The sequence below is a fragment of the Salinispora sp. H7-4 genome (genome assembly GCF_013416675.1).
Taxonomy (GTDB): domain Bacteria; phylum Actinomycetota; class Actinomycetes; order Mycobacteriales; family Micromonosporaceae; genus Micromonospora; species Micromonospora vitiensis.
In genome coordinates this window covers 83,657-105,545 of sequence record NZ_JABZED010000064.1, presented here as the reverse complement: position 1 = coordinate 105,545, position 21,889 = coordinate 83,657, and the positions used below count along the sequence as shown (strand labels likewise).

The window sequence follows — 21,889 nt, the reverse complement described above, 5'->3', positions numbered from 1 at the left end:
ATGCTGACCGCGATCGTCTTCCTGCCCCTGCTCGTCGCGGTGCTGCTGGCCGTCGTCCCCCGGTGCGGCGACGCCGCCGCGCGCTGGGTCTGGGTGGGTGCGGCGACGGTCGAGCTGGCGTTGGTCGGCGTCGTCTGGGCGGGGTACGAGACGCCGCCGCCGGGACAGCTGGCCTTCGTCGAACGGGCGGCGTGGATCCCGGGGGTGGGCAGCAGCTACCACCTCGGCGTGGACGGGCTCTCCCTGCCCCTGATGGCGATGACCGCGGTGGTCTTCCTCGCCTGCGCGGTGTACGCGCTGCGGGAGCGGCACCGCCCCCGCGTACAGGCGTCGCTCTTCCTGTTCCTCCAGAGCGTGTGCCTCGGGGTCTTCGCCGCGGCCGACCTGATCCTCTTCTTCGTCTTCTTCGACCTGTCCATCGTCGGGATGTACGCGGTGATCGCCGGCTGGGGGCACGGCGACCGGGCCCGGTCGGCGCTGAAGTTCTTCCTCTACACCTTCCTCGGCTCGCTGGCGCTGCTCACCGGTTTCATCGGCCTGTACGCGGCCGCCGACCCGCACACCTTCGACATGCCGGCCCTCACCGCGGAGAACCCGCTCGCGGGGCGCCCCCTGGCCGGCGGCCTGGTGCTCGCCGCGATCCTGATCGGCCTGGCGGTGAAGACCCCCACCGTGCCGTTCCACACCTGGTTGCCGCCGGCGCACACCGACGCTCCCGCGGTCGGCTCCGCCGTTCTGGCCGGGGTGCTGTTGAAGCTGGGTACCTACGGCTTCGTGCGGATCGCCGCACCGATGCTGCCCGAGGCGTGGCGGGGTTGGGCGTGGGTGATCGTCGCCGTCGGGGTGGTGTCGGTCCTCTACGGCGCGCTGGTCGCCCTGGCCCAGACCAACCTCAAGCGGATGATCGCCTACACCTCGATCAATCACATGGGTTACGTCGTGCTCGCCGTTGGCGTCGCCGGCCTGGTCGGCGTGGACACCGCGGAGCCGCGGGCGGTGGCGGTGACCGGTGCGGTCACCCAGATGGTCAGCCACGGTCTGATCACCGCTGCCCTGTTCCTGCTCGCCGGGGTCCTGTACGAGCGGGCCGGCAGTTATGACCTGCACGCGTACGGCGGTCTCGCCGCCCCGGCACCGGTGTTCGCCGCCCTCTTCGCCGTCGGCGCCTTCGCCTCCCTCGGCCTGCCGGCCTTCTCCGGCTTCATCGCCGAGTTCCAGGTCTTCGCCGGCAGCATCGCCACCGCTCCCGTGACGGCGGTGGCGCTGCTCGGCATCCTCGTCACGGCCGCGTTGTTCCTCCGCGCCGGGCAGGCGTTGCTGACCGGCCCCACCGTCGGCTGCGCGAGGGGCTTCGGTGACCTGCGCGCGACCGAGCTGTGGTCGGTGGGGCCACTTTTGGCGCTGTCCCTGCTCATCGGGGTGCTGCCGCGTCCGCTGCTCGATCTCGTCGAGCCGGCTGCCCGTACCGTCGTTGACCTGCTCGGCCGGTGACCCAGGTGGCGTCGGAGATGATGCGCGCCGAGTTGTTGCTGCCGGAGATGCTGCTCGCCGGCGGTGCCCTCGTCGTCCTGCTCGGCGGCTCGTTCACGCCCCGCCACCGGCAGTGGGTCCTGCGGGGGGTCGCCGCCGCTGTCTGCGGCACAGTGATCATCACCGCGGCGGTCGCGCTCTCCGCTCCGGCCAACACCGCCTTCGACGGCACCTACGCGGTCGACACCGGCACCGGCGTCGCCCGGATCCTCGCCGCCACCGGCTGCCTCCTCGTCCTCGCCCTCGCCGGGGACGAGCTCGCCGGGTCGGCCCGGGAGAGCGACGCCTACGCGCTGCTGCTCTTCGCCACCGCCGGGGCGGTGCTGCTCGCCGGCGCCACCGACCTGCTCGCCCTGGTGGTCGGCTTTCTGCTGGCCAGCATCCCGCTGTACGCGCTGATCGGCCTGGCCGGCACCGGCACCGGCGCCGAAGCGGTGCTCAAGACCTACCTTCTCGGCGCACTCTTCGGCATCCTGCTCCTGCTCGGTGTCACGCTGCTCGCCGGGATCACCGGCACCACGGCCTACGCCGAACTGGCCGCTCGGCTGCCCGACGCGCCGCGGTCGGTGGTCACCGCGGCCGCCGTCGCGGTGATCGGCGGGTTGATGTTCAAAGCCGGTGGATTTCCCGCGCACTTCTGGGTTCCCGACGCGGCCCAGGGCGGTACGGCCACGGCGGCGACGTTCCTCACCACCGTGCCCAAGATCGGCGCGCTGCTGGCGGTTCACCGGCTCGCGGAGGTCCTCCCCGGCTCCTCGAACTGGCCGGCGGTGGTGGCCACGCTGGCCGTGGCGTCCATGCTGCTGGGTAACCTCGCCGCGTACTGGCAGACCGACGTGCGGCGGCTGCTCGGCTGGTCAACGGTGAGCCAGGTCGGCTACCTGCTGGTGCCGGTGGTCGCCACCGGACGCAGCGACCTCGCCCAGCCGTCGTTGTTGGTCTATCTCGCCGGCTACACCGTCACCAACGTCGCCGCCTTCGCGGTCACCGCCGCGCTACCACGGCACCGCGACCGTACGTCCTGGCGCGGGGTGGCGGCGACCGCGCCGTGGCTGGCCGCCGCCCTGGTGGTGGCGCTGCTCGGGCTGGTCGGCACCCCGCCGACAGCGGTCTTCGTCGGGAAACTGACCGCCGCGAGCGCCGCCTGGGACGGCGGGTACGCGTGGCTGGCGGTCGTCGTCTTCATCAACTCCGCGCTCAGCCTCTTCTACTACCTGCGGTGGCTGGTTCCGCTCTATCAGCCCTGGGCGGTCGCCCCGCCCGACCGCCCAGGGCGATGGAGTACGACGGTGGCCGTCGTGGCGGCCGTGCTCAGCCTCGCCGTCGGGGTCGCCGCCGGCCTGGTGTGGCGGGCCGCCGGCGGATAGCGAGCCGGGGCACGAGGTCAGCGGCGGGGTTCACCGGGGCACCTACCGACCGGTGAACCGGGGCGCCCGCTTGTCGAGGAAGGCCTGCATCCCCTCCCGCTGGTCGGCGGTGCCGAACAGGGCGTGGAAGCTGCGTCGCTCAAAGCGGACCCCCTCCCGCAGGCCGGTCTCCAGCGCATGGTCGACCGCCTCGCAGGCGGCCGTGGTGGCCGCCTTGCCGAATCCGGCCACTGTCCGGGCCACCGCCTCCGCCTCCGCCCGCAGCTGGTCGGCCGGAACGACCCGGGAGACCAGGCCGCTGCGCTCGGCCTCCTCGGCGGTCATGAGCCGGCCGGTCAGGATCAGGTCCATGGCCTTGGCCTTGCCCACCAGCCGGGTCAGCCGCTGGGTGCCGCCGATGCCGGGGATCACGCCGAGTTTGATCTCCGGTTGGCCGAAGCGAGCCGTGTCGGCGGCGACGATGATGTCGCACATCATGGCCAGTTCACAGCCGCCGCCGAGGGCGTAGCCGGCGACCGCCGCCACGGTGGGCGTACGAAGCGCGGTGAAGGCCTCCCAACCGGCGAAGAAGTCCTCGACCACCATCTCCGCGGCCGACTTCGCCGCCATCTCCCGGATGTCCGCACCCGCCGCGAAGAACCGGTCGGTGCCGGTGAGGACGAAACATCCGACGCCCGGGTCGGCATCCAGCGGCTGCAGCGTGGCCAGTAGTTCGGTCAGCAGTTCGGTGTTGAGCGCGTTGCGGGCGGCAGGCCGGTTCAGCCGTACGGTGACGACCCGGTCGGTCCGCTCCACGATGAGATTCACAGTCTCTTCTCCTTGTCGCTCAGGAGTCCCAGATGGCGCCGTAGGCGGGGATGCCCCGTTGCTCCAGCCCGTGGACGACCTGCCAGGTCAGCTTCTTGTTGGAGATGCAGATGACGGCTTCGGCGCCGTGTTCGCGGTAGGCGCGGTAGGCCAGGGCCACCATGTCGGGCTTACCGTCGGTGGCGGTGTCCCAGATCATGGCGCCCGGCCGGGCGGTGCGAATCTCGTCGATCAACGCGTCGCCGTAGGTGGTCCGGGGGCTACGGACCGCCCAGACCAGGTGCGAGGGGACCTCATCGGCCAGCAGGTGGGGCAGCACCGGACCGATCCCGCTGCCGGTGGCGACGTAGATCACCTTGGTGAAGAGCGTCTCGATGTTGGCCACCCCGGCGGTGGTGATGCCCTTGACCCACAGGTGGGATGGGGGATCATCCACGAGGGCGCCGGTCCAGTCGCCCGCGCGGGAGATGGTGATGCGGAAGTGTCGTTGTCCCGGTGCGGGAACGTTGGCGAACGAGTGCCACTCCAGCAGCGGGCTACGGCTGACCGCGGTGGAGGAGCCGGGGAAGGGCACCCGGCGTCGCTCGAGCTGGACCAGCGCGACGTGGGTGGAGGGTCGTTCGACGGCCACGGGCACCTTGCGCAGCCGGAGCCACGGCAGGGCGACGCTGAACGTCATCAGGGCGAGCGCCCAGCTGCTCGGCGCGGTCAGCAGCGCGGTGGCGAGCGGTCGGGAACCGGAATCTGCGGCGATCATCAGTACCGTCAGCGCCCAGAACAGCGTCAGGGCCAGCCACCCACCGAAGCGGTGGACCCGTTCGAACAGGTCGTGGTGCCGGGCGCGTACCGGTGGCAGGGCGGTGCCGCAGACGGTGAGGAGCAAAGCGACCAACAGGTAGGTCACGACTAGGGTCGCGGGCAGGCCCGCGCCGTCCCGGCGGGCCTCGACGGTGGCAGTTGCGGTGAAGGCGAGGAACCACAGGGTCCCGGCGAGCGCGCCGCCGACGTGTAGCCCACCGAAGTGGTAGACCTTGCCGAGGGTCCGGCGGATGCGCAGGGGCCAATCCGGTCGGGCCCGGGTGGCCAGCCAGAAGAACAGATTGATGACGTACTGCTGTCGGACGACGACGGCGAGGGTGAAGTTTGCCAAGGTCAGCCCGGCGAGCTGGGAGGCCGGTAGCTCGGTGGTGGACCATCCGCCGGTGCCGAGCCCGTACCCGGCCAGGCCGAGATTCACGACGAGGACCACCGCGGCCAGCCGGTGATGGTGTATCAGGGCCGGGTGCGTGAAGATTCGCCGCGGTAGCGGAAGCCGCGGCGGCAGCGGGACACCGTGGGCGGAGCGCGCCGGGTCCGGGGCTGCGCTGGCCGGTGGTGCGGGTGGCGTTTCGGCCAGCGGGGTGGTGGTCATCGCGTCGCCTCCCGCTCGTGGTCGGCTACGAGCCGGCGGAGGGCGGTCTTGTCGATCTTTCCTCGGCTGGTCATCGGGAGTTCCGGCAGGGTGTGCACGGTCTCGGGCACGCAGTAGTACGGCAGTGCCTCGGAGACGGCCATCTGGGCGAGCCCGGGATCCACCTGGGTGGGTGCCACGAATGAGACGAGGGTGCGGTCGTCCAGTTTGATGGTCGCGGCTCGGGTGCACCCCGGTACCGCCTCCAGGATCGCCGAAACCGAGTCCAGCTCCACCCGAAAGCCGCGGACCTTCACCTGGTCGTCGGTCCGTCCGAAGTGTTCCAACTCGCCGTCGGGGGTCCAGCGCCCCAGATCACGGGTACGGAACATCCGGCGCCCACCGCCGAGGAACGGGTCGAGGGCGTACCGTTCGGCGGTGAGCTGGGGGTTTCCGAGGTATCCCGCCGAGACGCCGGCACCACCGGCCCACATCTCGCCGACCGTGCCGATCGGGCAGGGTCGAAGATCGGTGTCGAGCACGTACACGGTGTTGTTGGGGGTTGGCCGGCCGATGGTGAGTCGTTCGGCGGTCGGGTGGTGCCGGCTCATCGTGTTGACGATTGTGGTTTCGGTGGGGCCGCAGGAGTTGTAGAAGGAACAGACCGCGGACCAGGTGTCCGCGAGTGAGCGGGGGCAGGGCTCACCGGCGACCGCCACGACCTTGACCCGGTGACACCGGTGTGGGTCGATCCGGCTGAGCACCGTCGGGGTTGCCACGATGACGTCCACGCGGGACATCGTCTCGGCGATGTTCCGGCCACGAATGACGAGCGTGGCACCGTGGCTGAGCGCCCCCAGGATCTCCCAGGCGGCCATGTCGAAGGCGATGTTGAGGATCTGGCTGACCCGCCAGCCCGGCTGGATACCGAGGTCGCCGGGGGAGGTGAGCAGGATGTTGCAGAGGTTGCGGTGGGTCACGACCACCCCGTTGGGTCGGCCGGTGCTACCAGAGGTGAACAGCACGTAGCAGGGGTCGTCGGGCTGCACCGGCCTGGTCGGGGTGAAGCGACGGACCGGGCGTTCGCCGGGCTCCCCAGCCGGACCGTCCAGGGCGATCACGACGTGGCCGTCGGGAGCCGGAATGCGCTCGGCGGTGGCGGTGAGGGTCAGGATCACCCGGGTCCCGGCGGTCTGGATGACATGCTGCAACTGGGCCGTGGGCACGGAGTCGACGTGTTGCGGTACGTAGGCCGCGCCGGACTTCAGGGCCGCGATCAGGCCGACGACCATGGGGATCGACCGCCGGACGAAGAGCGCGACCCGGTCACCGGGACGAACGCCGGCGGCAGCGAGCCGGGCCGCCAACTGGTCGGCTCTCCGGTCCAGCTCGCGATAGGTGATGGTCTCGTCGCCGTGTTCGACGGCGATGGCGTCCGGAGTGACGGTGGCCCAGTACTCGAAGGCGTGGTGGATGTGGGAGTACGCGACCGATTCGGTGGGACCGTGACCGAAGCGTACGAATAGCTCGCGGTCGCGGGGCGGCAGTGTCGCCAGTGGTTCCGGCAGTTGGTGGGGCGGGGTGGGCACGTTCGGGTGGCTGGTCGTTCGGGTCGACGCGGTTGTCTCTCCGGTGGGGGCAGTCGAGATGCGCTGCATGGGTCCTACTTCCTGGCGTGGGTTCCAGACCGATGGCGACAGCGCGGGTCGCCGCATTCCAGAGAAGCGGACCGATTCTGAATGGTCAGCCTTTAGGCATTTATGTAAGTAAATGGTAATGTATTTCGATGTATCTGAGCAGGGTGGCGTAACTCAAGGCGTACTGAGGGCTGGCTCTGGCTGGCCCGCCGACGGCAGGGTGGCACTGGGCCGACCGGCGCCAGTGGTCCGGTCGCTACGCCGGAAGTAGCACCGCCGCGGTGTGGACCAGACCGTCTACGACGGCGAATCGACCGGACACGGTGGCCGGTGGGGCGGGCACCGGGGCAGCGGCTACCCGCGCGGGCGCGATCCGGGCGGTGAACCGACCTTCCTCGGGATCCAGCGTCACCGTCGCGTCGTGGAAGTCCAACCAGGTGCCGACGACCGGGTGCCAGACCTTGTAGACCGTCTCCTTCGCGCTGAACACCACGGTCGGCCAGGAGACGCCGCTGGGCAACCGTGGAAACAGCGCCTCCTCCTCCGGCAGGCAGATCGCCGAGACCACCCCCGGGCTCAGCGGTCGGTGTTGCTCGGCGTCGAGGCCGACCGATCGGATCTCGTCGGCCCGGGCCACGGCGGCGGCGCAGTAGCCGCGGGTGTGGGTGATCGCCCCGACCACCCCGGCCGGCCAGACCGGCGCCCGGTTGGCGGCGGTGGGGACGGCGACCGGCGGCCGGCCGAGCGCGGAGATGGCGCGGCGGGCGCAGACACGACCAGCGGTGAATTCGCGACGTCGGCTGGTCACCGCTCGATCGCCGAGGCCCGCCCGCTCCTCCGGCAACAGCACGCCCTCCCAGTCGGGCGGCTCCGCGACCACGACCGCGACGGCGGCAGGCAGCAGGTCACGCATCGACTACTCCGGTGCGGCTTCGCCAGCGGGAAGGTCCGCGCGGCGCAGCCAGCGTCTGCGTGAGGGTCATGGCTGCCCAAGGTAGCGCATTCGCGGTGCTGCTGCTGGGGCGCGAATCCCGCGCGGAAGCGCGAAACCCCGGGCGGAAGCCCTGCCGCTGACTTGGGCGCGGTTGTTAGCGGCTCATTCGTCTCGACCGCAAGCGACGGATCGGCGTGGCGATCGTCGTAAATCTGACCCAACCCGGCCAGTTGTGCCATCGCTCCAAGCTGGTTAAGCTTTTGCTGCGCGCTCCAATCGCCCGCTTCCCCCGTGGCAGGCGATCGGGGCGCGCTTCTCTTTGGCATGGCCCACACGTCTCGCGTGCGGGCCCTTTTCGTTATTCCGGGTGCCAGAGCCGGCGCCGGCCCGACCCAACCGGCGCCCGCCCGGCCCAGCCGAAGCCGGTCAGATCCATCGGCTGTCCAGCCACATCCGGTTGGACCAGCTGTCGTACGGAATCGGCTCACCCACGAAGATCGGATAGAAGTAGGCGAAGTTGAGCGCCACCAGCAGCACGAACCCTCCGGCGATGACGGCGCCGACGAGCCGTTGCCCCCCGTCGCCTGCTGCCGGGGTCTGCGGTGTGTGCGCCGAAGCGTTCGCCGCCGGCGAGCCGATGATCACACCCAGCACGTAGGTCACCGCGAGCACCAGGAACGGGAGCGCCGGGGCGGTGTAGAAGGAGAACATGGTGCGCCCGCTGTCCGTCGCGTACCAGAACCAGGGCAGTATCCCGGCCGCCACACAGAGCAGGATCGCCCCGGCCCGCCAGTCCCGTCGCGCGAGGCCCAGCCAGGCGAGCGCGGCCAGAGCGGGTAGGAAGGACCACCAGAGCAGCGGCGTGCCCAGCAGCAGCACCTCGGTGGCGCAGTTCGCCGCGGCGCAGGTTCCCTCGCCCGACCAGTAGAACGCGACCGGCCGCGCCAGGAGGAGCCACTGCCAGGGCCAGGACTGGTACGTGTGCGCGCTGTCGAGCTGCCGGTGGAAGCCGTACGCCTGCCGGTGGTACTCGATCAGGTTCTGTAGCGTCCCGATGACGGGGGTGTCGCTCAGCGCGGCCTGCGGCCAGCGCTGTGCGTCGGGCACCCGGTAGAACCCCTCGTCGCCCAGCAGCCATCCGGACCAGGTGGCGAGGTAGGTGACCACCATCAGCAGCCCGGCCAGCAGCAGCCAGGGTGTCTCGTCGCGCAGGGTGCGCCGCCACGGCCGGCGTACCTGTGCGGAGCGGCGGGCGCCGACCTCCCAGAGGATCACCAGGAGCGCGAACACCGGGAGGAAGTACAGCGCACTCCACTTCACCGCGCAGGCGCAGCCGAACAGCACCCCGGCGGCCAGCCGCCACCACGGCCACGTCCGCCAGCCACCGGCGGGTCGGTCGGCGGCTGGTGGGTGGCCCGGGTTCAGCCCGGCGGTGAGGGTCTCCGCCCAGCGGCGGCGCCGGGTGTCCCGGTCGAGAACCAGTGCGCCAAACGACGCCAGCACGAAGAAGAGCAGAAAGATGTCGAGCAGTGCGGTGCGGGACAGCACCAGGTGGAAGCCGTCCAGGGCCAGCAGCAGCCCGGCGGCGCAGCCCAGCACGGTGGAGCCGAACAGTCGGCGCGCGATCCGGACCAGCAGCAGCACCGAGAGGGTGCCGATCAGCGCTGCCGAGAATCGCCAGCCCACCTCGGGGGCGGTGGTGATCAGGTGCCCGGCGGCGGCGATCCCCTGTTCGGTGTCGCGGTATCCGAAGGCCCACTCGCCGAGCCCGATGAGCCACTTGCCCAGGGGCGGGTGGACCACGTACGACGGGGCGTCGTCCTGGTAGTTCCACTCGACGCCCCGGTCGACCAGAGCCCAGCCCTCGCGGGCGTAGTAGACCTCGTCGAAGATCTTGCCGGGCGGGGTGCCGAGGTTGACGAAGCGCAGGACCGCCGCGATCGCGACGATCATCGCGGTGGCCAGCCAGGACCGCCGGTCGAGCCGGTTGTCAACGGTGGCCAGCCGGCGGCGGACGAGGTCGGGAAGGCCCTTGCCGGTGGGCAGGTTCCGGCCCGTCTGCTCGGGCTGTTCCGGCCCGGACCGGCCGGCGGGGTGCGCTGTTGACGCCTGGGTCACCCCGTGATCGTAGGCTGCGAAGGTGGGCCGGCGTGCCCACTGCCCTGAGCCAGAATTGTAACCGTCGATGAAGGAGCGTCCTTTCGTGGATGCGAAGTCCGATATCGGGCGCTTGGTCCTGCTCGGCGCGCCGCTCGGAAATCCGGCCGACGCCTCCGCCCGGCTCCGCGAGGTGCTCGCAACCGCTGACCTGGTGGCAGCCGAGGACACCCGGCGCCTGGCCCGGTTGGCCCGGGAGCTCGAGGTGACCGTTTCCGGGCGGATGGTCTCATATTTTGAGGGGAACGAGGAACGCCGTACGCCGGAACTTGTCGAGGCGCTCCGCGCCGGCCTCAGCGTGGCCCTGATCACCGACGGCGGCATGCCCAGCGTCTCGGACCCGGGCTACCGGCTGGTCCGGGCGGCGGTGGACGCCGGGATACCGATCACCGCCGCCCCCGGCCCCAGCGCGGTCACCACCGCCCTCACCCTCTCCGGGCTGGCCAGCGACCGGTTCTGCTTCGAGGGCTTCCTGCCCCGCAGCCCGGGCTCGCGCCGCGCCCGGCTGACCGCGCTCGCCACCGAGGAACGCACCCTGGTCTTCTTCGAGGCGCCGCACCGGGTCGCCGCGGCCCTCGCCGACCTGGCCGCGGCGTTCGGCGTGGACCGGCCGGCGGCGCTCTGCCGGGAGCTGACCAAGACCTACGAACAGGTGCTCCGGCGTCCACTCGGTGAGTTGGCGAGCTGGGCCGCCGAGGAGCCGGCGCGGGGCGAGATCACCCTGGTGGTGGCGGGGGCCTCGGGTCCGGCCCGGCAACGTCCGGACGACGAGACGTTGCGCGCCGCGGTCGCCGCCCGGGAAGCGACCGGACGTTCCCGTCGGGACGCGGTGACCGAGGTCGCCGTCGAGTACGGGCTACGCCGACGTGAGGTCTACGACATCGTCCATCGGTGAGGTGGGGCCCACGGAAGAGAAGTGACCCGGGCGGCCGCCGGGCCTGTTGGTTCGCGGCCCGGCGGCCGGGGTCACTAGGCTTGTTGGCCATGAGTCACGTTCTCGCGGCGGTTGCCTGGCCCTACGCCAACGGCCCGCGCCACATCGGCCACGTCTCCGGCTTCGGCGTTCCCTCTGACGTCTTCGCCCGGTACATGCGGATGGCCGGCCACGACGTGCTCATGGTCTCCGGCACCGACGAACACGGCACGCCGATCCAGGTGCAGGCCGACGCGGAGGGGGTCACCCCCCGTGAGCTGGCCGACCGCTACAACCGGGTGATCGTGACGGACCTGCACGGGCTCGGACTCTCCTACGACCTGTTCACCCGGACCACCACCGGCAACCACTACGCCGTGGTGCAGGAGCTGTTCGAGGGGATGTACCGCAACGGCTACATCGTGCCGAAGACCACCATGGGTGCCATCTCCCCGTCCACCGGTCGGACTCTGCCCGATCGCTACATCGAGGGCACCTGCCCGATCTGTGGCTACGACAGCGCCCGCGGCGACCAGTGCGACAGCTGCGGCAACCAGCTTGACCCGATCGACCTGCGACACCCGAAGTCGAAGATCAACGGGGAGACGCCGAAGTTCGTCGAGACCGAACACTTCTTCCTCGACCTGCCGGCGCTCGCCGACGTCCTGGGGCAGTGGCTGGGCACGCGGGAGGGCTGGCGGCCGAACGTGCTGCGCTTCTCCAAGAACCTGCTGGACGACCTCCAGCCCCGGGCGATCACCCGGGACCTGGAGTGGGGCGTACCGGTCCCGCTCGACGGCTGGCGGGAGCGCGGCGACAAGCGCATCTACGTGTGGTTCGACGCGGTGATCGGCTACCTCTCCGCCTCGATCGAGTGGGCCCGCCGCTCCGGTGACCCACAGGCGTGGCGCCGGTGGTGGTCGGCGGACGGGCCGGGCAAGGACGCCCCCAGCCACTACTTCATGGGCAAGGACAACATCGTCTTCCACTCGGTAATCTGGCCGGCGCTGCTCGCCGGCTACTCCGGCGAAGGCTCCCACGACGGCCAGCCGGGAGAGTTGGGTCGGCTGAACCTGCCCACCGAGGTGGTCTCCAGCGAGTTCCTGACCATGGAGGGGCGGAAGTTCTCCTCGTCCCGGCGCGTGGTTATCTACGTCCGCGACTTCCTGGAGCGCTACGACGCCGACGCGTTGCGCTACTTCATCGCGGTGGCCGGTCCGGAGAGCAACGACACCGACTTCACCTGGGCGGAGTTCCTCCGGCGTAACAACGACGAGCTGGTCGCCGGCTGGGGCAACCTGGTCAACCGCTCCATCTCGATGGCCGCGAAGAACTTCGGCGCGATCCCCCCGGTTGACCCGGCCGGGCTCACCGAGGCCGACGAGGCGCTGCTCGCGGTGGCCCGGGCCGGCTTCGACACGGTCGGCGAGCTGATCGGCCGGCACCGGCAGAAGCAGGCGATCGGCGAGGCGATGAAGGTGGTGGCCGAGGCTAACCGCTACCTCTCCGAGCAGGCGCCGTGGAAGCTCAAGGGCGAGGCGGACCGGCCGCGGATGGGCACCGTCCTGCACGTCGCCCTGCAGGTGGTCAGCGACGCGAACACGCTGCTCACCCCCTTCCTGCCGCACTCCGCGCAGCAGATCCACCAGCTGCTCGGCGGCACCGGGGTGCACGCGCCGATGCCGGTGATCGAGGAGGTTGCGGACCTCGACGGTGGGCCGGACTACCCGGTGCTGACCGGCGACTACACGGTCGGTGCCCGGTGGGAGTCGGTGCCGCTGGAGGTGGGGCGGGCACTCGACCCGCCCAAGCCGGTGTTCCGCAAACTCGACCCGTCGATCGTGGACGAGGAGCTGGCCCGCCTGGCGGGCTGAGCGCTGGTGGCCGTGCCGCTCGCCGCAGCGGATCCACCGCTCGGCGCAGCGGCCCACCGGCGGCAGGTGACGGTGATCATGCGGTCGTAGTCTCGGCCGCCACACCCGATCACCCGCACCGGAGGTGGGCCGATGGCCACACCCGAACCCCAGACGCCGGCCGCCGCGAAGACCCGGGCGAAGGACAAGAGCCCCTGGAACTGGCTGCTCTTCGTGCCGGTCGTCGTGCCGTTGATACCAGCGTTCTACAACACCGACTCACCCCGGGTTTTCGGCTTCCCGCGGTTCTACTGGCTCCAGCTCGCGTACATTCTGCTCGGCGTCGCGGTCACCACGCTCGTGTACCAGCTCACGAAGAGGCGGGGTGACCGCTGATGTGGCGTGAGCACGTTACCGAGATCAGCATCTTTACCGCGCTCTTCCTGCTGGTGAGCGCCATGGGATTCATCGCATCCCGCTGGCGCGCGCCGAAGGACATGGCCCACCTCGACGAGTGGGGGCTCGGTGGGCGCAACTTCGGCGGCTGGATCACCTGGTTCCTGATCGGCGGCGACCTGTACACCGCGTACACCTTCGTGGCCGTGCCGGCGTTGGTGTTCGGTGCCGGTGCGATGGGCTTCTTCGCGGTGCCGTACACCGTCGTCATCTACCCGATGGTCTTTCTGGTGCTCTGTCGACTCTGGTCGGTGTCGCACCGGCACGGTTTCGTCACTCCGGCGGACTTCGTCCGTAGCCGGTTTGACTCGCCGGTCCTCGCCCTACTTGTGGCGATCACCGGGATTGTGGCCACGATGCCGTACATCGCGTTGCAGCTCGTCGGGATCGAGGCGGTGCTCAAGACCATGGGCGTGACCGGGGAGAGCAGCCTGGCCCGGCACCTGCCCATCATCATCGCGTTCGCGATCCTGGCGGCGTACACGTACCAGTCCGGGCTCCGTGCGCCGGCGCTGATCGCCTTCGTCAAGGACACCCTGATCTACGTGGTGATCCTGGCGGCGGTGCTGTACCTGCCGTACAAGCTGGGGGGCTGGGGAGAGATCTTCGACGCTGCCGACGCGAAGTTCGCGGCATCACCGAATCCCAACGACGGGATTCTGCTCAATGCCAACAACCAGGTCCAGTACCTCACCCTGGCCTTCGGCTCTGCGCTGGCGCTCTTCCTGTACCCGCACAGCATCACCGGTGTGCTGGCCAGCCGGAACCGGGACGTCATCAAGCGGAACATGTCGGCGCTGCCCGCCTACAGTGTGCTGCTGGGGCTCATCGCGCTGCTCGGCTTCATGGCGATCGCGGCCGACGTGCAGCCGCTGCCCGGGGCGACCGCGGGCACGGTGGACAACAACACCATTGTTCCGGTGCTCTTCGACCAGCAGTTCCCGAGCTGGTTCACCGGCGTCGCGTACGCGGCCATCGGCATCGGGGCGCTGGTGCCGGCGGCGATCATGTCGATCGCGGCAGCGAATCTGTTCACCCGCAACATCTACAAGGAGTATCTGCGGCGGGACGCCACCCCAGCGCAGGAGGCGAAGGTCTCCAAGCTCACCTCGTTGGTGGTGAAGATCGGCGCAGTAGCCTGCATCGTCTTCCTCGACCCGCAGTTCTCCATCGATCTTCAGCTGATCGGCGGCGTGATCATCCTGCAGACGCTGCCGGCGGTGGCCCTCGGCCTCTACACCCGCTGGTTCCACCGCGGTGCGCTGATCGCCGGTTGGGCCGTCGGCATGTCCCTGGGAATGTGGATGCTCTACCAGGTGTCCAGCCCGACCCGGAGTCACTTCGGCGGCTCCGCGTTTCCCCTGGAGAAGTTCGGCTTCGACACGACGATGACCATCTACGCCGGGTTCGTGGCCGTGCTGGCCAACCTGTTGGTCGCGACAGTGCTGACGCTGGTGCTGCGGACCGCGAAGGTGGCCGACGGGGGCGACCGGACCAGCCCGGACGACTACTTCGCCGACGAGGGGGACCCGCGGGTGAGCCGGGGCGAGCACCGGGGCGTCGACGCTGCCCCGGAATCGGTGGCGGGCGCGAATGCCGGGTAGCCGATGGTCCGGGTGCACACCGGGTAGCGGGCGGCTGCCGGTGCTGGTGTGTGATGCTTGGGCCGATGACCGAGCAGACCGAAGCCCGCACCCTGCGCCCGGCCCGGCGGGTCGGGGAGTTCCCGTCCATGCCCGAGCCACTGCCCCGACCGGTGCCCGACAGCCACACCCACCTCGACATCACGATCGGTGAGGCCGGGGTTATCCCGCGACGCACCCCGGGGCCGCAGACTCCGCAGTCGGAGGCGGCCGGTGACCCGATGGCTGACCCGGTCCGGGCGGTGGTCGAGGCGGCCGCGGAGGTTGGGGTGGACCGGTTGGTGCAGGTGGGGGTCGACGTCGACTCGTCCCGGTGGGGGGCGGAGCTGGCCCGGCGCCATCCGGCGGTCGTCGCCACCGTCGCGCTGCACCCCAACGAGGCGCCCCGGCTGGCGGAGCTGGACGAGGCGCTGCGGGTCGTCGAGTCGCTGGCCGGCCAGGACCGGGTACGGGGCGTCGGCGAGACCGGGATGGACTTCTTCCGCACCGGCGAGGACGGGCGGGCCGCGCAGGAGGCCAGCTTCCGGGCCCACATCGACATCGCCAAGCGGTACGGCCGGACCCTGGTGGTCCACGACCGCGACGCGCACGCCGACGTGTTGCGGATCCTGGACGACGCGGGCGCCCCGGAGACGGTGGTGATGCACTGCTTCTCCGGCGACGCCGAGTTCGCCCGCGCGTGCGTGCGCCGCGGCTACCTACTCAGCTTCGCCGGCACCGTCACCTTCAACAGTGCCGCGGCGCTGCGGGAGGCCGCCGCGGTGACCCCGCTGGATCACCTCCTCGTGGAGACGGACGCGCCGTATCTCACTCCGGTGCCGCACCGGGGCCGGCCCAACGCGTCGTACCTGATCCCGCTCACCGTCCGCGCGCTCGCCGCCACCACCGGCAGCGACCTGGACGAGCTCTGCGCGGCCCTCTCCCGTACCGGCGAGCGGGCCTTCGGCCCCTGGTGACGGTGGTGCTGACGGGATTTCGCCGGGAGGTGGCGGGCCCCTGCCCGGTGCGCCCCGGCGTCCACCTACGCTAGCGGGCGTGACCGGTCTCCTCGGCCCGGCGGAGATCCGGGACCTCGCCGCCCGCCTCGGCGTCGCTCCCACGAAGCGACTCGGCCAGAACTTCGTGCACGACCCCAACACGGTGCGGCGGATCGTCACCACCGCCGGTCTGACCGCCGAGGACGTGGTGTTGGAGGTGGGGCCGGGACTCGGCTCACTCACCCTCGCGCTGCTGCCGGTCGCCGCGCACGTGCACGCCGTCGAGATCGACCCGGTCCTCGCCGCCGCCCTGCCGGAGACCGCCGCCCGGCACGCCGGCCCCGCCGCCGGCCGGCTCTCCGTGCACCGCGCCGACGCGCTCCGGGTCACCGCCGGTCAGCTCGCCGATCCCGCGCCGACCGCGCTGGTCGCCAACCTGCCGTACAACGTCGCCGTGCCGGTGGTGCTGCACCTGCTCGCCGAGTTGCCGACGCTGCGGCACGGCCTGGTCATGGTGCAGAAGGAGGTCGCCGATCGACTCGTCGCCGGTCCCGGTTCCCGGGTGTACGGCGTGCCGTCGGTCAAACTTGCCTGGTACGCCCACGTCCGCGCGGCGGGCAAGGTGCCGCCGAACGTGTTCTGGCCGGTGCCGAACGTCGACTCCGGGCTGGTCGCCTTCACCCGTCGGGAACCGCCGGGCGTGGGCGGGTCCCGGGAGCGGGTCTTCGCGGTGGTGGACGCCGCGTTCGCCCAGCGTCGCAAAACCCTTCGCGCGGCCCTGGCCGGCTGGGCCGGCGGTGCGGACCGGGCGGCGGCGGTGCTCACCGCCGCCGGAGTGGATCCCCGCGCCCGCGGGGAGGCGCTCCCGGTCGAGCAGTTCGTCGCGATCGCCGCGTCGGCCCCGGCCGCCACTCCCACCGGGCAGTAGGCTGACGCCGTGCCCGTCAAGGAAGTTGGAAAAGCCAGGCCGTTGTCCCCGCCCGTCGCGCCGGGGACGGTGAGCCGGGGCCCGGTCGGGGACGCCATCTCGTGACCGAGGCATGGCGACCGGAGGATGACGAACCGCGAGGTGTCAGCGGGCCGGTCCGGGTACGAGTCCCCGCCAAGATCAATCTGCATCTGGGGGTGGGCCCGCTACGCCGGGACGGCTATCACGAGCTCAACACCGTCTACCACGCGATCTCTGTGCACGACGAGTTGACCGCCCGCCGGGGCGACACCCTCAGCCTGACGATGGCGGGCGAGGGGACCGGCGAGCTGGCCCTGGACGAGTCGAACCTGGTTATTCGCGCTGCCCGCGCCCTCGCCAGCTCCGCCGGGGTGCCGCCGCACGCCCGGCTGCACCTGCGGAAGCAGATTCCCCTGGCCGGTGGGCTCGCCGGGGGCAGCGCCGATGCCGCCGCCGCGCTGGTCGCCTGCGACGCGCTGTGGGGGACCGGGCTGTCGCGGGACGAGTTGGCGGAGGTCGCCGCCGGCCTCGGTTCCGACGTGCCGTTCCTGATCCACGGTGGCACCGCGCTCGGCACCGGCCGGGGTGAGGCGGTCAGCCCGGTACTGGCCCGGCCGACCGTCTGGCACTGGGTCGTCGCGGTCGCCGACGGTGGCCTCTCCACGCCGGTCGCGTACCGGGAACTCGATCGGCTCCGCGAGGCCGGGGCCGCCGGCCCCCCACTCGGCAGCACCGACACCCTCCTCGCCGCCCTTCGGCAGTCTGACCCCCGGGTGCTCGCCGCAGCCCTCGGCAACGATCTCCAGGACGCCGCACTCGCCCTGCGGCCGTCCCTGGCCGCCACCCTGAAGGCGGGCGAGGCGGCGGGGGCGCTCGCGGGTATCGTCTCCGGCTCCGGTCCGACCTGCGTCTTCCTCGCCACCGGAGCAGCCGAGGCGGAGCGCATCGCCGCCGAGCTGGGCGCCCTCGACGTGTGCCGACAGGCGCGCACCGCACACGGCCCGGTCGCCGGGGCCCGGATCGGCTGACGTCCCCGGCGTCGGCCCCCGGCGCCCGCGTACCCTTGCCTCGGGCGTCCTTGGCTGCCGATCCGGTGCCGGGCGCCCTTGACCATGGAAGGGGTGTAGTGGCCAACATCGTCAACCTGGACCGGGTGTCCAAGGGCTACGGCGCTGCCGGGCCGCTGCTCACCGATGTCTCGCTCGGTCTCGACGACGCCGACCGGATCGGTGTGGTGGGCCTCAACGGCGCCGGCAAGTCCACCCTGCTGCGCCTGCTCACCCGGCAGGAGGAGCCGGACGACGGCCGGGTGACCCACCGGCGTGACCTGCGCGTCGCCGCGTTGCCGCAGACCCTGCAGCTCGCCCCCGACGCGACCGTCCGAGACGTGGTCCTGGGTACCGCGTGGCTGGCCGAGGGGATGGGCGCCGAGCACGAGTGGGCCGGCGACGCCGGAGTCCGGGCGGTCCTCGACGGCCTCGGGATGCCGCACCTCGGCCTCGACGCTCCGGTCGGCCCGATGTCCGGCGGCGAGCGCCGGCGAGTCGCCCTGGCCGCGCTGCTGGTTCGCGAGGCCGACCTACTGATCCTCGACGAGCCCACCAACCACCTTGATGTCGGCGGCATCGACTGGCTGGCCCGGCACCTGCTCGCCCGCCGAGGTGCGCTCGTCGTGGTCACCCACGACCGTTGGTTCCTCGACGCCGTCTGCACCACCACCTGGGAGGTCGCCGACCAGACCGTCCGGGCGTACGAGGGTGGGTTCGCCGCCTGGACCCTCGCCCGGGTCGAACGGGAACGGGTCGCCGCCGCCACCGAGGCGCGCCGCCAGAATCTGCTCCGCAAGGAGATCGCCTGGCTGCGGCGCGGCGCGCCGGCCCGTACCGCCAAGCCGAAGTTCCGCATCGACGCGGCGAACGCGCTGATCGCCGACGTTCCGCCGCCGCGGGACAGCATGTCGCTGCAGCGGCTCGCCACCGCCCGGCTCGGCAAGCAGGTGTACGACCTGGAGCACGTCCGGTTGGACGCGGGGCCGAAGGAGATCCTGCGCGACCTCACCTGGCAGGTCGGTCCCGGGGATCGGATCGCCGTCCTCGGTCGCAACGGCGCCGGCAAGACCACGCTGTTGCGGATGCTCGCCGGCGTCACCCGACCGGATCATGGCCGGTTCGTGGCCGGTTCCACGGTGCGTCCCGCCTTCCTCTCCCAGGAACTCGCCGAACTCCCCGGCCACCTGCGCGTCCTCGAGGCGGTCGAGGAGATCGCCCGCCGGGTCCGGTTGGGTGACCGGGAGATCTCCGCCGCCCAGCTTGCCGAGGTCTTCGGCTTCGACGACCGCCGGCTCTGGACCCCGGTGGCTGATCTCTCCGGTGGCGAGCGGCGGCGGCTGCAGCTGCTCCGCCTGCTCGCCGGTGAGCCGAACGTGCTCCTGCTGGACGAGCCCACCAACGACCTGGACACCGACACCCTCGCCGCGCTCGAGGATCTGCTCGACTCCTGGCCTGGCGTGATCATCGTGGCCAGCCACGACCGGTACCTGGTGGAACGGGTCGCCGACACCGTGTACGGCATGTTCGGCGACGGCCAGTTGGTGCACCTGCCCGGCGGGGTGGACGAGTATCTAGCCCGGGCCACCGACGGCGGCCCTCCGGGACCGGCGACGGGTGCGGGGCCGACGCCGGCGCCGGCGAGCGGGATGTCTGCCGCGCAGGTCCGCCAGGCCCGTAAGGAGCTGGCCCGGCTCGAGCGGCAGGTCGGCCGGCTGGAGCAGCGGGAGGCGGAGCTACTCGACCAGCTGGCCGCGAACGCGACCGACTACGCCCGGGTGGCGGAGCTGGACGCCCAGCTCAAGGAGGTCCGGGGCGAGCGGGAGCAGGTCGAACAGGCCTGGCTGACGCTGGCCGACGAGATCCCGGCCGGCTGACCGCCGCTGCGCCGCGGCCCATTCGGCCGGGACCGTGTGCGGCGTCACACCGGCCGGTACGGGACAATCGGCGCCGACCCTCACCGTAACGTCGTTGGAGACTCAGCCATGGCCCACACCCCCGTGAACCACCCCGCGCGGCCGATCTACCGGGCGATCGGCGGGCTGACCGGCCTGTACCTGGTCGCCTTCGGCGTGCTCGGTCTCATCGCGACCGTCGGCGACGAGCTCTGGGCCCAGGGCGACACCGCGGTACTCGGTCAGGGCACGAACCTTGGCTTCTCGCTGCTCAGCGTGCTGCTCGGTGGCGCCGTGCTGGCCGGTACGGCGATCGGCCGCAACGTCGACGTGCTGATCAACCAGGGGCTGGGGTACGCGGGGATGGCGCTCAGCCTCGCCGGCCTCGCCCTCCTCCGCACCGAGGCGAACTTCTTCAACTTCAGCATCGCCACCATCCTGGTGCTGATGGTGGCCGGCCTGGTCCTGCTCATGGTCGGGATGTACGGCAAGGTCGGCACCGACGCGGAGCAGGAGGCCTGGCAGAAGGCGCGGCTGGTGCTCTGACCACTGCTCTCGGCCACGGCGTCCGCCGTATCCCGACAGCGGGGGCGCGGCGGACGCCGTGGCGCTTGCGGCTACCGGCCGATTCGCCGTACGCGCGGCCCCGGCCTGGGTGACAATGGCCCCTGGCTGTCGTCGAGTGGTCGGAGGGCGTCATGGCGCACATCCCGCTGAACCATCCGGCGCGGCCGATCTACCGGGTCCTCGCCGGGCTGATCGGTCTCTACATCCTGGTCTTCGGTGTCTGGGGCACCGCGCAGACGCTGGGTGACCCGCTCTTCGACCGGGACGGAGAATGGGTGCTCGGCCTCCGCACCAACCTCGCGTTCGCGTTGGCCTCGGTGGTCTTCGGCGCCTTCCTCCTGGTGGGGGCGTCGCGGCGGGGCAATCTCGGCCACTACATGAACCTGATCGCCGGGGTCGTCTTTCTGGTGACCAGCATCCTGATGATGTCGGTGCTGCGGACCTCGGCCAATTTTCTCAGCTTCTCGATGTCGACCGTGATCGTGTCGATGCTCTTCGGGCTGATCCTGCTCGGCACCGGCCTCTACGACAAGGTCGGGCCGGTGGAGCCCGCCGAGGCGGAGTAGGCCGACCGGTCGATGGATCAGCGTCTCCGGACGGTGATCAGGCCGGGCTTCGGCTCGAGGTGGGACAGCCCGTTCCAGGCCAGGTTCACCAGGTGCGCCGCCACCGTCTCCTTGCCCGGTCGGCGTACCTCCAGCCACCAGCGGCCGGTCAGCGCCACCATTCCCACCAGGGCCTGGGCGTAGAGTTCGGCCAGTTTCGGGTCGTACCCGCGGCTGGAGAACTCGGCGCCGAGGATGTGCTCCACCTGGTGCGCGACGTCGTTCATGACGCTGCTGAAGTTGCCCGTTGACGACATCAGGGGTGACTCCCGGACCAACACCCGGAACCCGCTGTTCTCCTCCTCGATGTACGTGAGCAGGGTCAGCGCGGCCTGTTCGAGCAGTGCCCGTGGGTGGCCGGCGGTCAGGGCGGTGGTGATCCGGTCGAGCAGGCTGCGGACCTCCCGGTCCACCACCACCGCGTACAGCCCCTCCTTGCCGCCGAAGTGCTCGTACACCACCGGTTTGGAGACCTTCGCCCGAGCCGCCACCTCCTCGATCGAGGTGGCGTCGAAGCCGCGTTCGGCGAAGAGCTGGCGCGCGGTCGCGATGAGTTGTTCGCGCCGCTGCGCCGCCGACATGCGTACCCGCGCGGTCTTGCCGGCCGCCGCGGCTCCCCGTCGGCGACCGGGGGTGTGGTCGCTGCCCAGGCCATCCATCATGTCGTCACCTCATCGGCGCTCGGTGCCGTCCGGTCGTGGGGGTCGAGTCGGTCACCGGCAATCCGGTCGTGGGTCGAGCCCGTCACCGGTCATCCTGTCAGGTCGGCTCGGGCGCGGCGTCCGGCGGCGGTCGGGACCGGTGCCGCGGCGCGGCGCACCGTGGCGCGCGCTGACCCCACCACCCGGTTGGCCCCAAGTTGGCGGGGACTATCGTGGTTGTCGGTAATTCGGCCTGCGGCCGGGTGCTGCCCGGGCGGATCGCAGGTATGATCACCGAGCTGTTCCGGATCGTGGGTCTGTTACGACCACGCGTTCGGAGGACACGGCGATGGGGTGTGGGGTAACGGCAACCCGCAGGCCTTTGGAGCCTTGAGCTCCTGGTTCGAATCCAGGCACCCCAGCTCCTGCCACCGGTCAGCATTGTGAAGGCCCCGCCCGATCCCGGGTTGATGTCTGGTTAGCATGACCGCGAGACTGTCGCCGCACCGACGGGAGCCCTTC

The 21,889-nt window shown here is 71.2% G+C and carries 18 protein-coding genes and 1 tRNA gene; 13 read left to right on the top strand and 6 right to left on the bottom strand.

What is annotated here, in order from left to right; translation table 11 throughout:
* Positions 1 to 1,491, top strand: coding sequence for a NuoM family protein (locus tag H0524_RS23260; RefSeq protein ID WP_180200566.1), 1,491 nt, complete (start codon positions 1 to 3; stop codon positions 1,489 to 1,491).
* 5 nt (positions 1,492 to 1,496) lie between these two features.
* Positions 1,497 to 2,897: a proton-conducting transporter membrane subunit gene (locus tag H0524_RS23255; RefSeq protein ID WP_180200611.1), complete on the top strand. Its 1,401-nt coding sequence runs from the start codon at positions 1,497 to 1,499 to the stop codon at positions 2,895 to 2,897.
* 42 nt (positions 2,898 to 2,939) lie between these two features.
* Here the strand turns inward: H0524_RS23255 and H0524_RS23250 are convergent, their stop codons facing one another.
* The 5 genes from H0524_RS23250 to H0524_RS23230 form a co-directional block, all read right to left on the bottom strand.
* Positions 2,940 to 3,704 (bottom strand): enoyl-CoA hydratase-related protein, encoded by a 765-nt coding sequence (locus H0524_RS23250; protein WP_180200565.1) that lies wholly within the window; start codon positions 3,702 to 3,704, stop codon positions 2,940 to 2,942.
* Positions 3,705 to 3,723: 19 nt separating this feature from the next.
* Positions 3,724 to 5,115 carry a hypothetical protein gene (locus H0524_RS23245; RefSeq protein ID WP_180200564.1) on the bottom strand — a complete coding sequence of 464 codons (1,392 nt, stop codon included), beginning with the start codon at positions 5,113 to 5,115 and terminating at the stop codon, positions 3,724 to 3,726.
* A complete protein-coding gene (locus tag H0524_RS23240; protein ID WP_180200563.1) occupies positions 5,112 to 6,752 on the bottom strand; it encodes an amino acid adenylation domain-containing protein in 1,641 nt (546 codons plus the stop codon). The genes H0524_RS23245 and H0524_RS23240 overlap by 4 nt, the downstream gene beginning before the upstream one ends.
* A gap of 235 nt (positions 6,753 to 6,987) precedes the next feature.
* The gene (locus tag H0524_RS23235; protein WP_180200562.1) at positions 6,988 to 7,644 is read right to left on the bottom strand and encodes a 4'-phosphopantetheinyl transferase; all 657 of its coding nucleotides are present in this window, start codon (positions 7,642 to 7,644) and stop codon (positions 6,988 to 6,990) included.
* 447 nt (positions 7,645 to 8,091) lie between these two features.
* A complete protein-coding gene (locus H0524_RS23230; RefSeq protein WP_180200561.1) occupies positions 8,092 to 9,783 on the bottom strand; it encodes a phospholipid carrier-dependent glycosyltransferase in 1,692 nt (563 codons plus the stop codon).
* Between the two features lie 85 nt (positions 9,784 to 9,868).
* On the opposite strand from H0524_RS23230, the gene rsmI reads away from it, so the two are divergent.
* From rsmI to H0524_RS23180, 10 genes are all read left to right on the top strand, one after another.
* Complete coding sequence (rsmI, locus tag H0524_RS23225) at positions 9,869 to 10,717, top strand: 16S rRNA (cytidine(1402)-2'-O)-methyltransferase (protein ID WP_180200610.1); 849 nt, start codon at positions 9,869 to 9,871, stop codon at positions 10,715 to 10,717.
* 89 nt (positions 10,718 to 10,806) lie between these two features.
* Positions 10,807 to 12,609, top strand: a complete 1,803-nt coding sequence (gene metG, locus H0524_RS23220) for a methionine--tRNA ligase (RefSeq protein WP_180200560.1) — start codon at positions 10,807 to 10,809, stop codon at positions 12,607 to 12,609.
* Positions 12,610 to 12,741: 132 nt separating this feature from the next.
* Entirely contained in the window at positions 12,742 to 12,984 is a 243-nt protein-coding gene (locus H0524_RS23215) for a DUF3311 domain-containing protein (protein ID WP_180200559.1), read from the top strand.
* Positions 12,984 to 14,648, top strand: coding sequence for a monocarboxylate uptake permease MctP (mctP, locus tag H0524_RS23210; RefSeq protein ID WP_180200558.1), 1,665 nt, complete (start codon positions 12,984 to 12,986; stop codon positions 14,646 to 14,648). Before H0524_RS23215 ends, mctP begins: the two co-directional genes overlap by 1 nt.
* A 53-nt stretch (positions 14,649 to 14,701) precedes the next feature.
* On the top strand, positions 14,702 to 15,643 hold the full coding sequence (locus H0524_RS23205; protein WP_180200557.1) for a TatD family hydrolase: 942 nt from the start codon (positions 14,702 to 14,704) through the stop codon (positions 15,641 to 15,643).
* Between the two features lie 79 nt (positions 15,644 to 15,722).
* Complete coding sequence (rsmA, locus tag H0524_RS23200) at positions 15,723 to 16,592, top strand: 16S rRNA (adenine(1518)-N(6)/adenine(1519)-N(6))-dimethyltransferase RsmA (protein ID WP_180200556.1); 870 nt, start codon at positions 15,723 to 15,725, stop codon at positions 16,590 to 16,592.
* A 101-nt stretch (positions 16,593 to 16,693) separates the two neighbouring features.
* Positions 16,694 to 17,641, top strand: coding sequence for a 4-(cytidine 5'-diphospho)-2-C-methyl-D-erythritol kinase (locus H0524_RS23195; RefSeq protein WP_180200555.1), 948 nt, complete (start codon positions 16,694 to 16,696; stop codon positions 17,639 to 17,641).
* Positions 17,642 to 17,739: 98 nt separating this feature from the next.
* Entirely contained in the window at positions 17,740 to 19,536 is a 1,797-nt protein-coding gene (locus H0524_RS23190) for an ABC-F family ATP-binding cassette domain-containing protein (protein WP_180200554.1), read from the top strand.
* Between the two features lie 108 nt (positions 19,537 to 19,644).
* Complete coding sequence (locus H0524_RS23185) at positions 19,645 to 20,100, top strand: DUF4383 domain-containing protein (protein ID WP_180200553.1); 456 nt, start codon at positions 19,645 to 19,647, stop codon at positions 20,098 to 20,100.
* Positions 20,101 to 20,252: 152 nt separating this feature from the next.
* Positions 20,253 to 20,687 carry a DUF4383 domain-containing protein gene (locus H0524_RS23180; RefSeq protein ID WP_180200552.1) on the top strand — a complete coding sequence of 145 codons (435 nt, stop codon included), beginning with the start codon at positions 20,253 to 20,255 and terminating at the stop codon, positions 20,685 to 20,687.
* Between the two features lie 17 nt (positions 20,688 to 20,704).
* On the opposite strand, the gene H0524_RS23175 is transcribed toward H0524_RS23180, so the two are convergent.
* Positions 20,705 to 21,388: a TetR/AcrR family transcriptional regulator gene (locus tag H0524_RS23175; protein ID WP_180200551.1), complete on the bottom strand. Its 684-nt coding sequence runs from the start codon at positions 21,386 to 21,388 to the stop codon at positions 20,705 to 20,707.
* Positions 21,389 to 21,717: 329 nt separating this feature from the next.
* Here H0524_RS23175 and H0524_RS23170 point away from each other — a divergent pair.
* A tRNA-Gln gene (locus tag H0524_RS23170) sits at positions 21,718 to 21,789 on the top strand.
* The last annotated feature ends 100 nt before the right edge of the window (positions 21,790 to 21,889 follow it).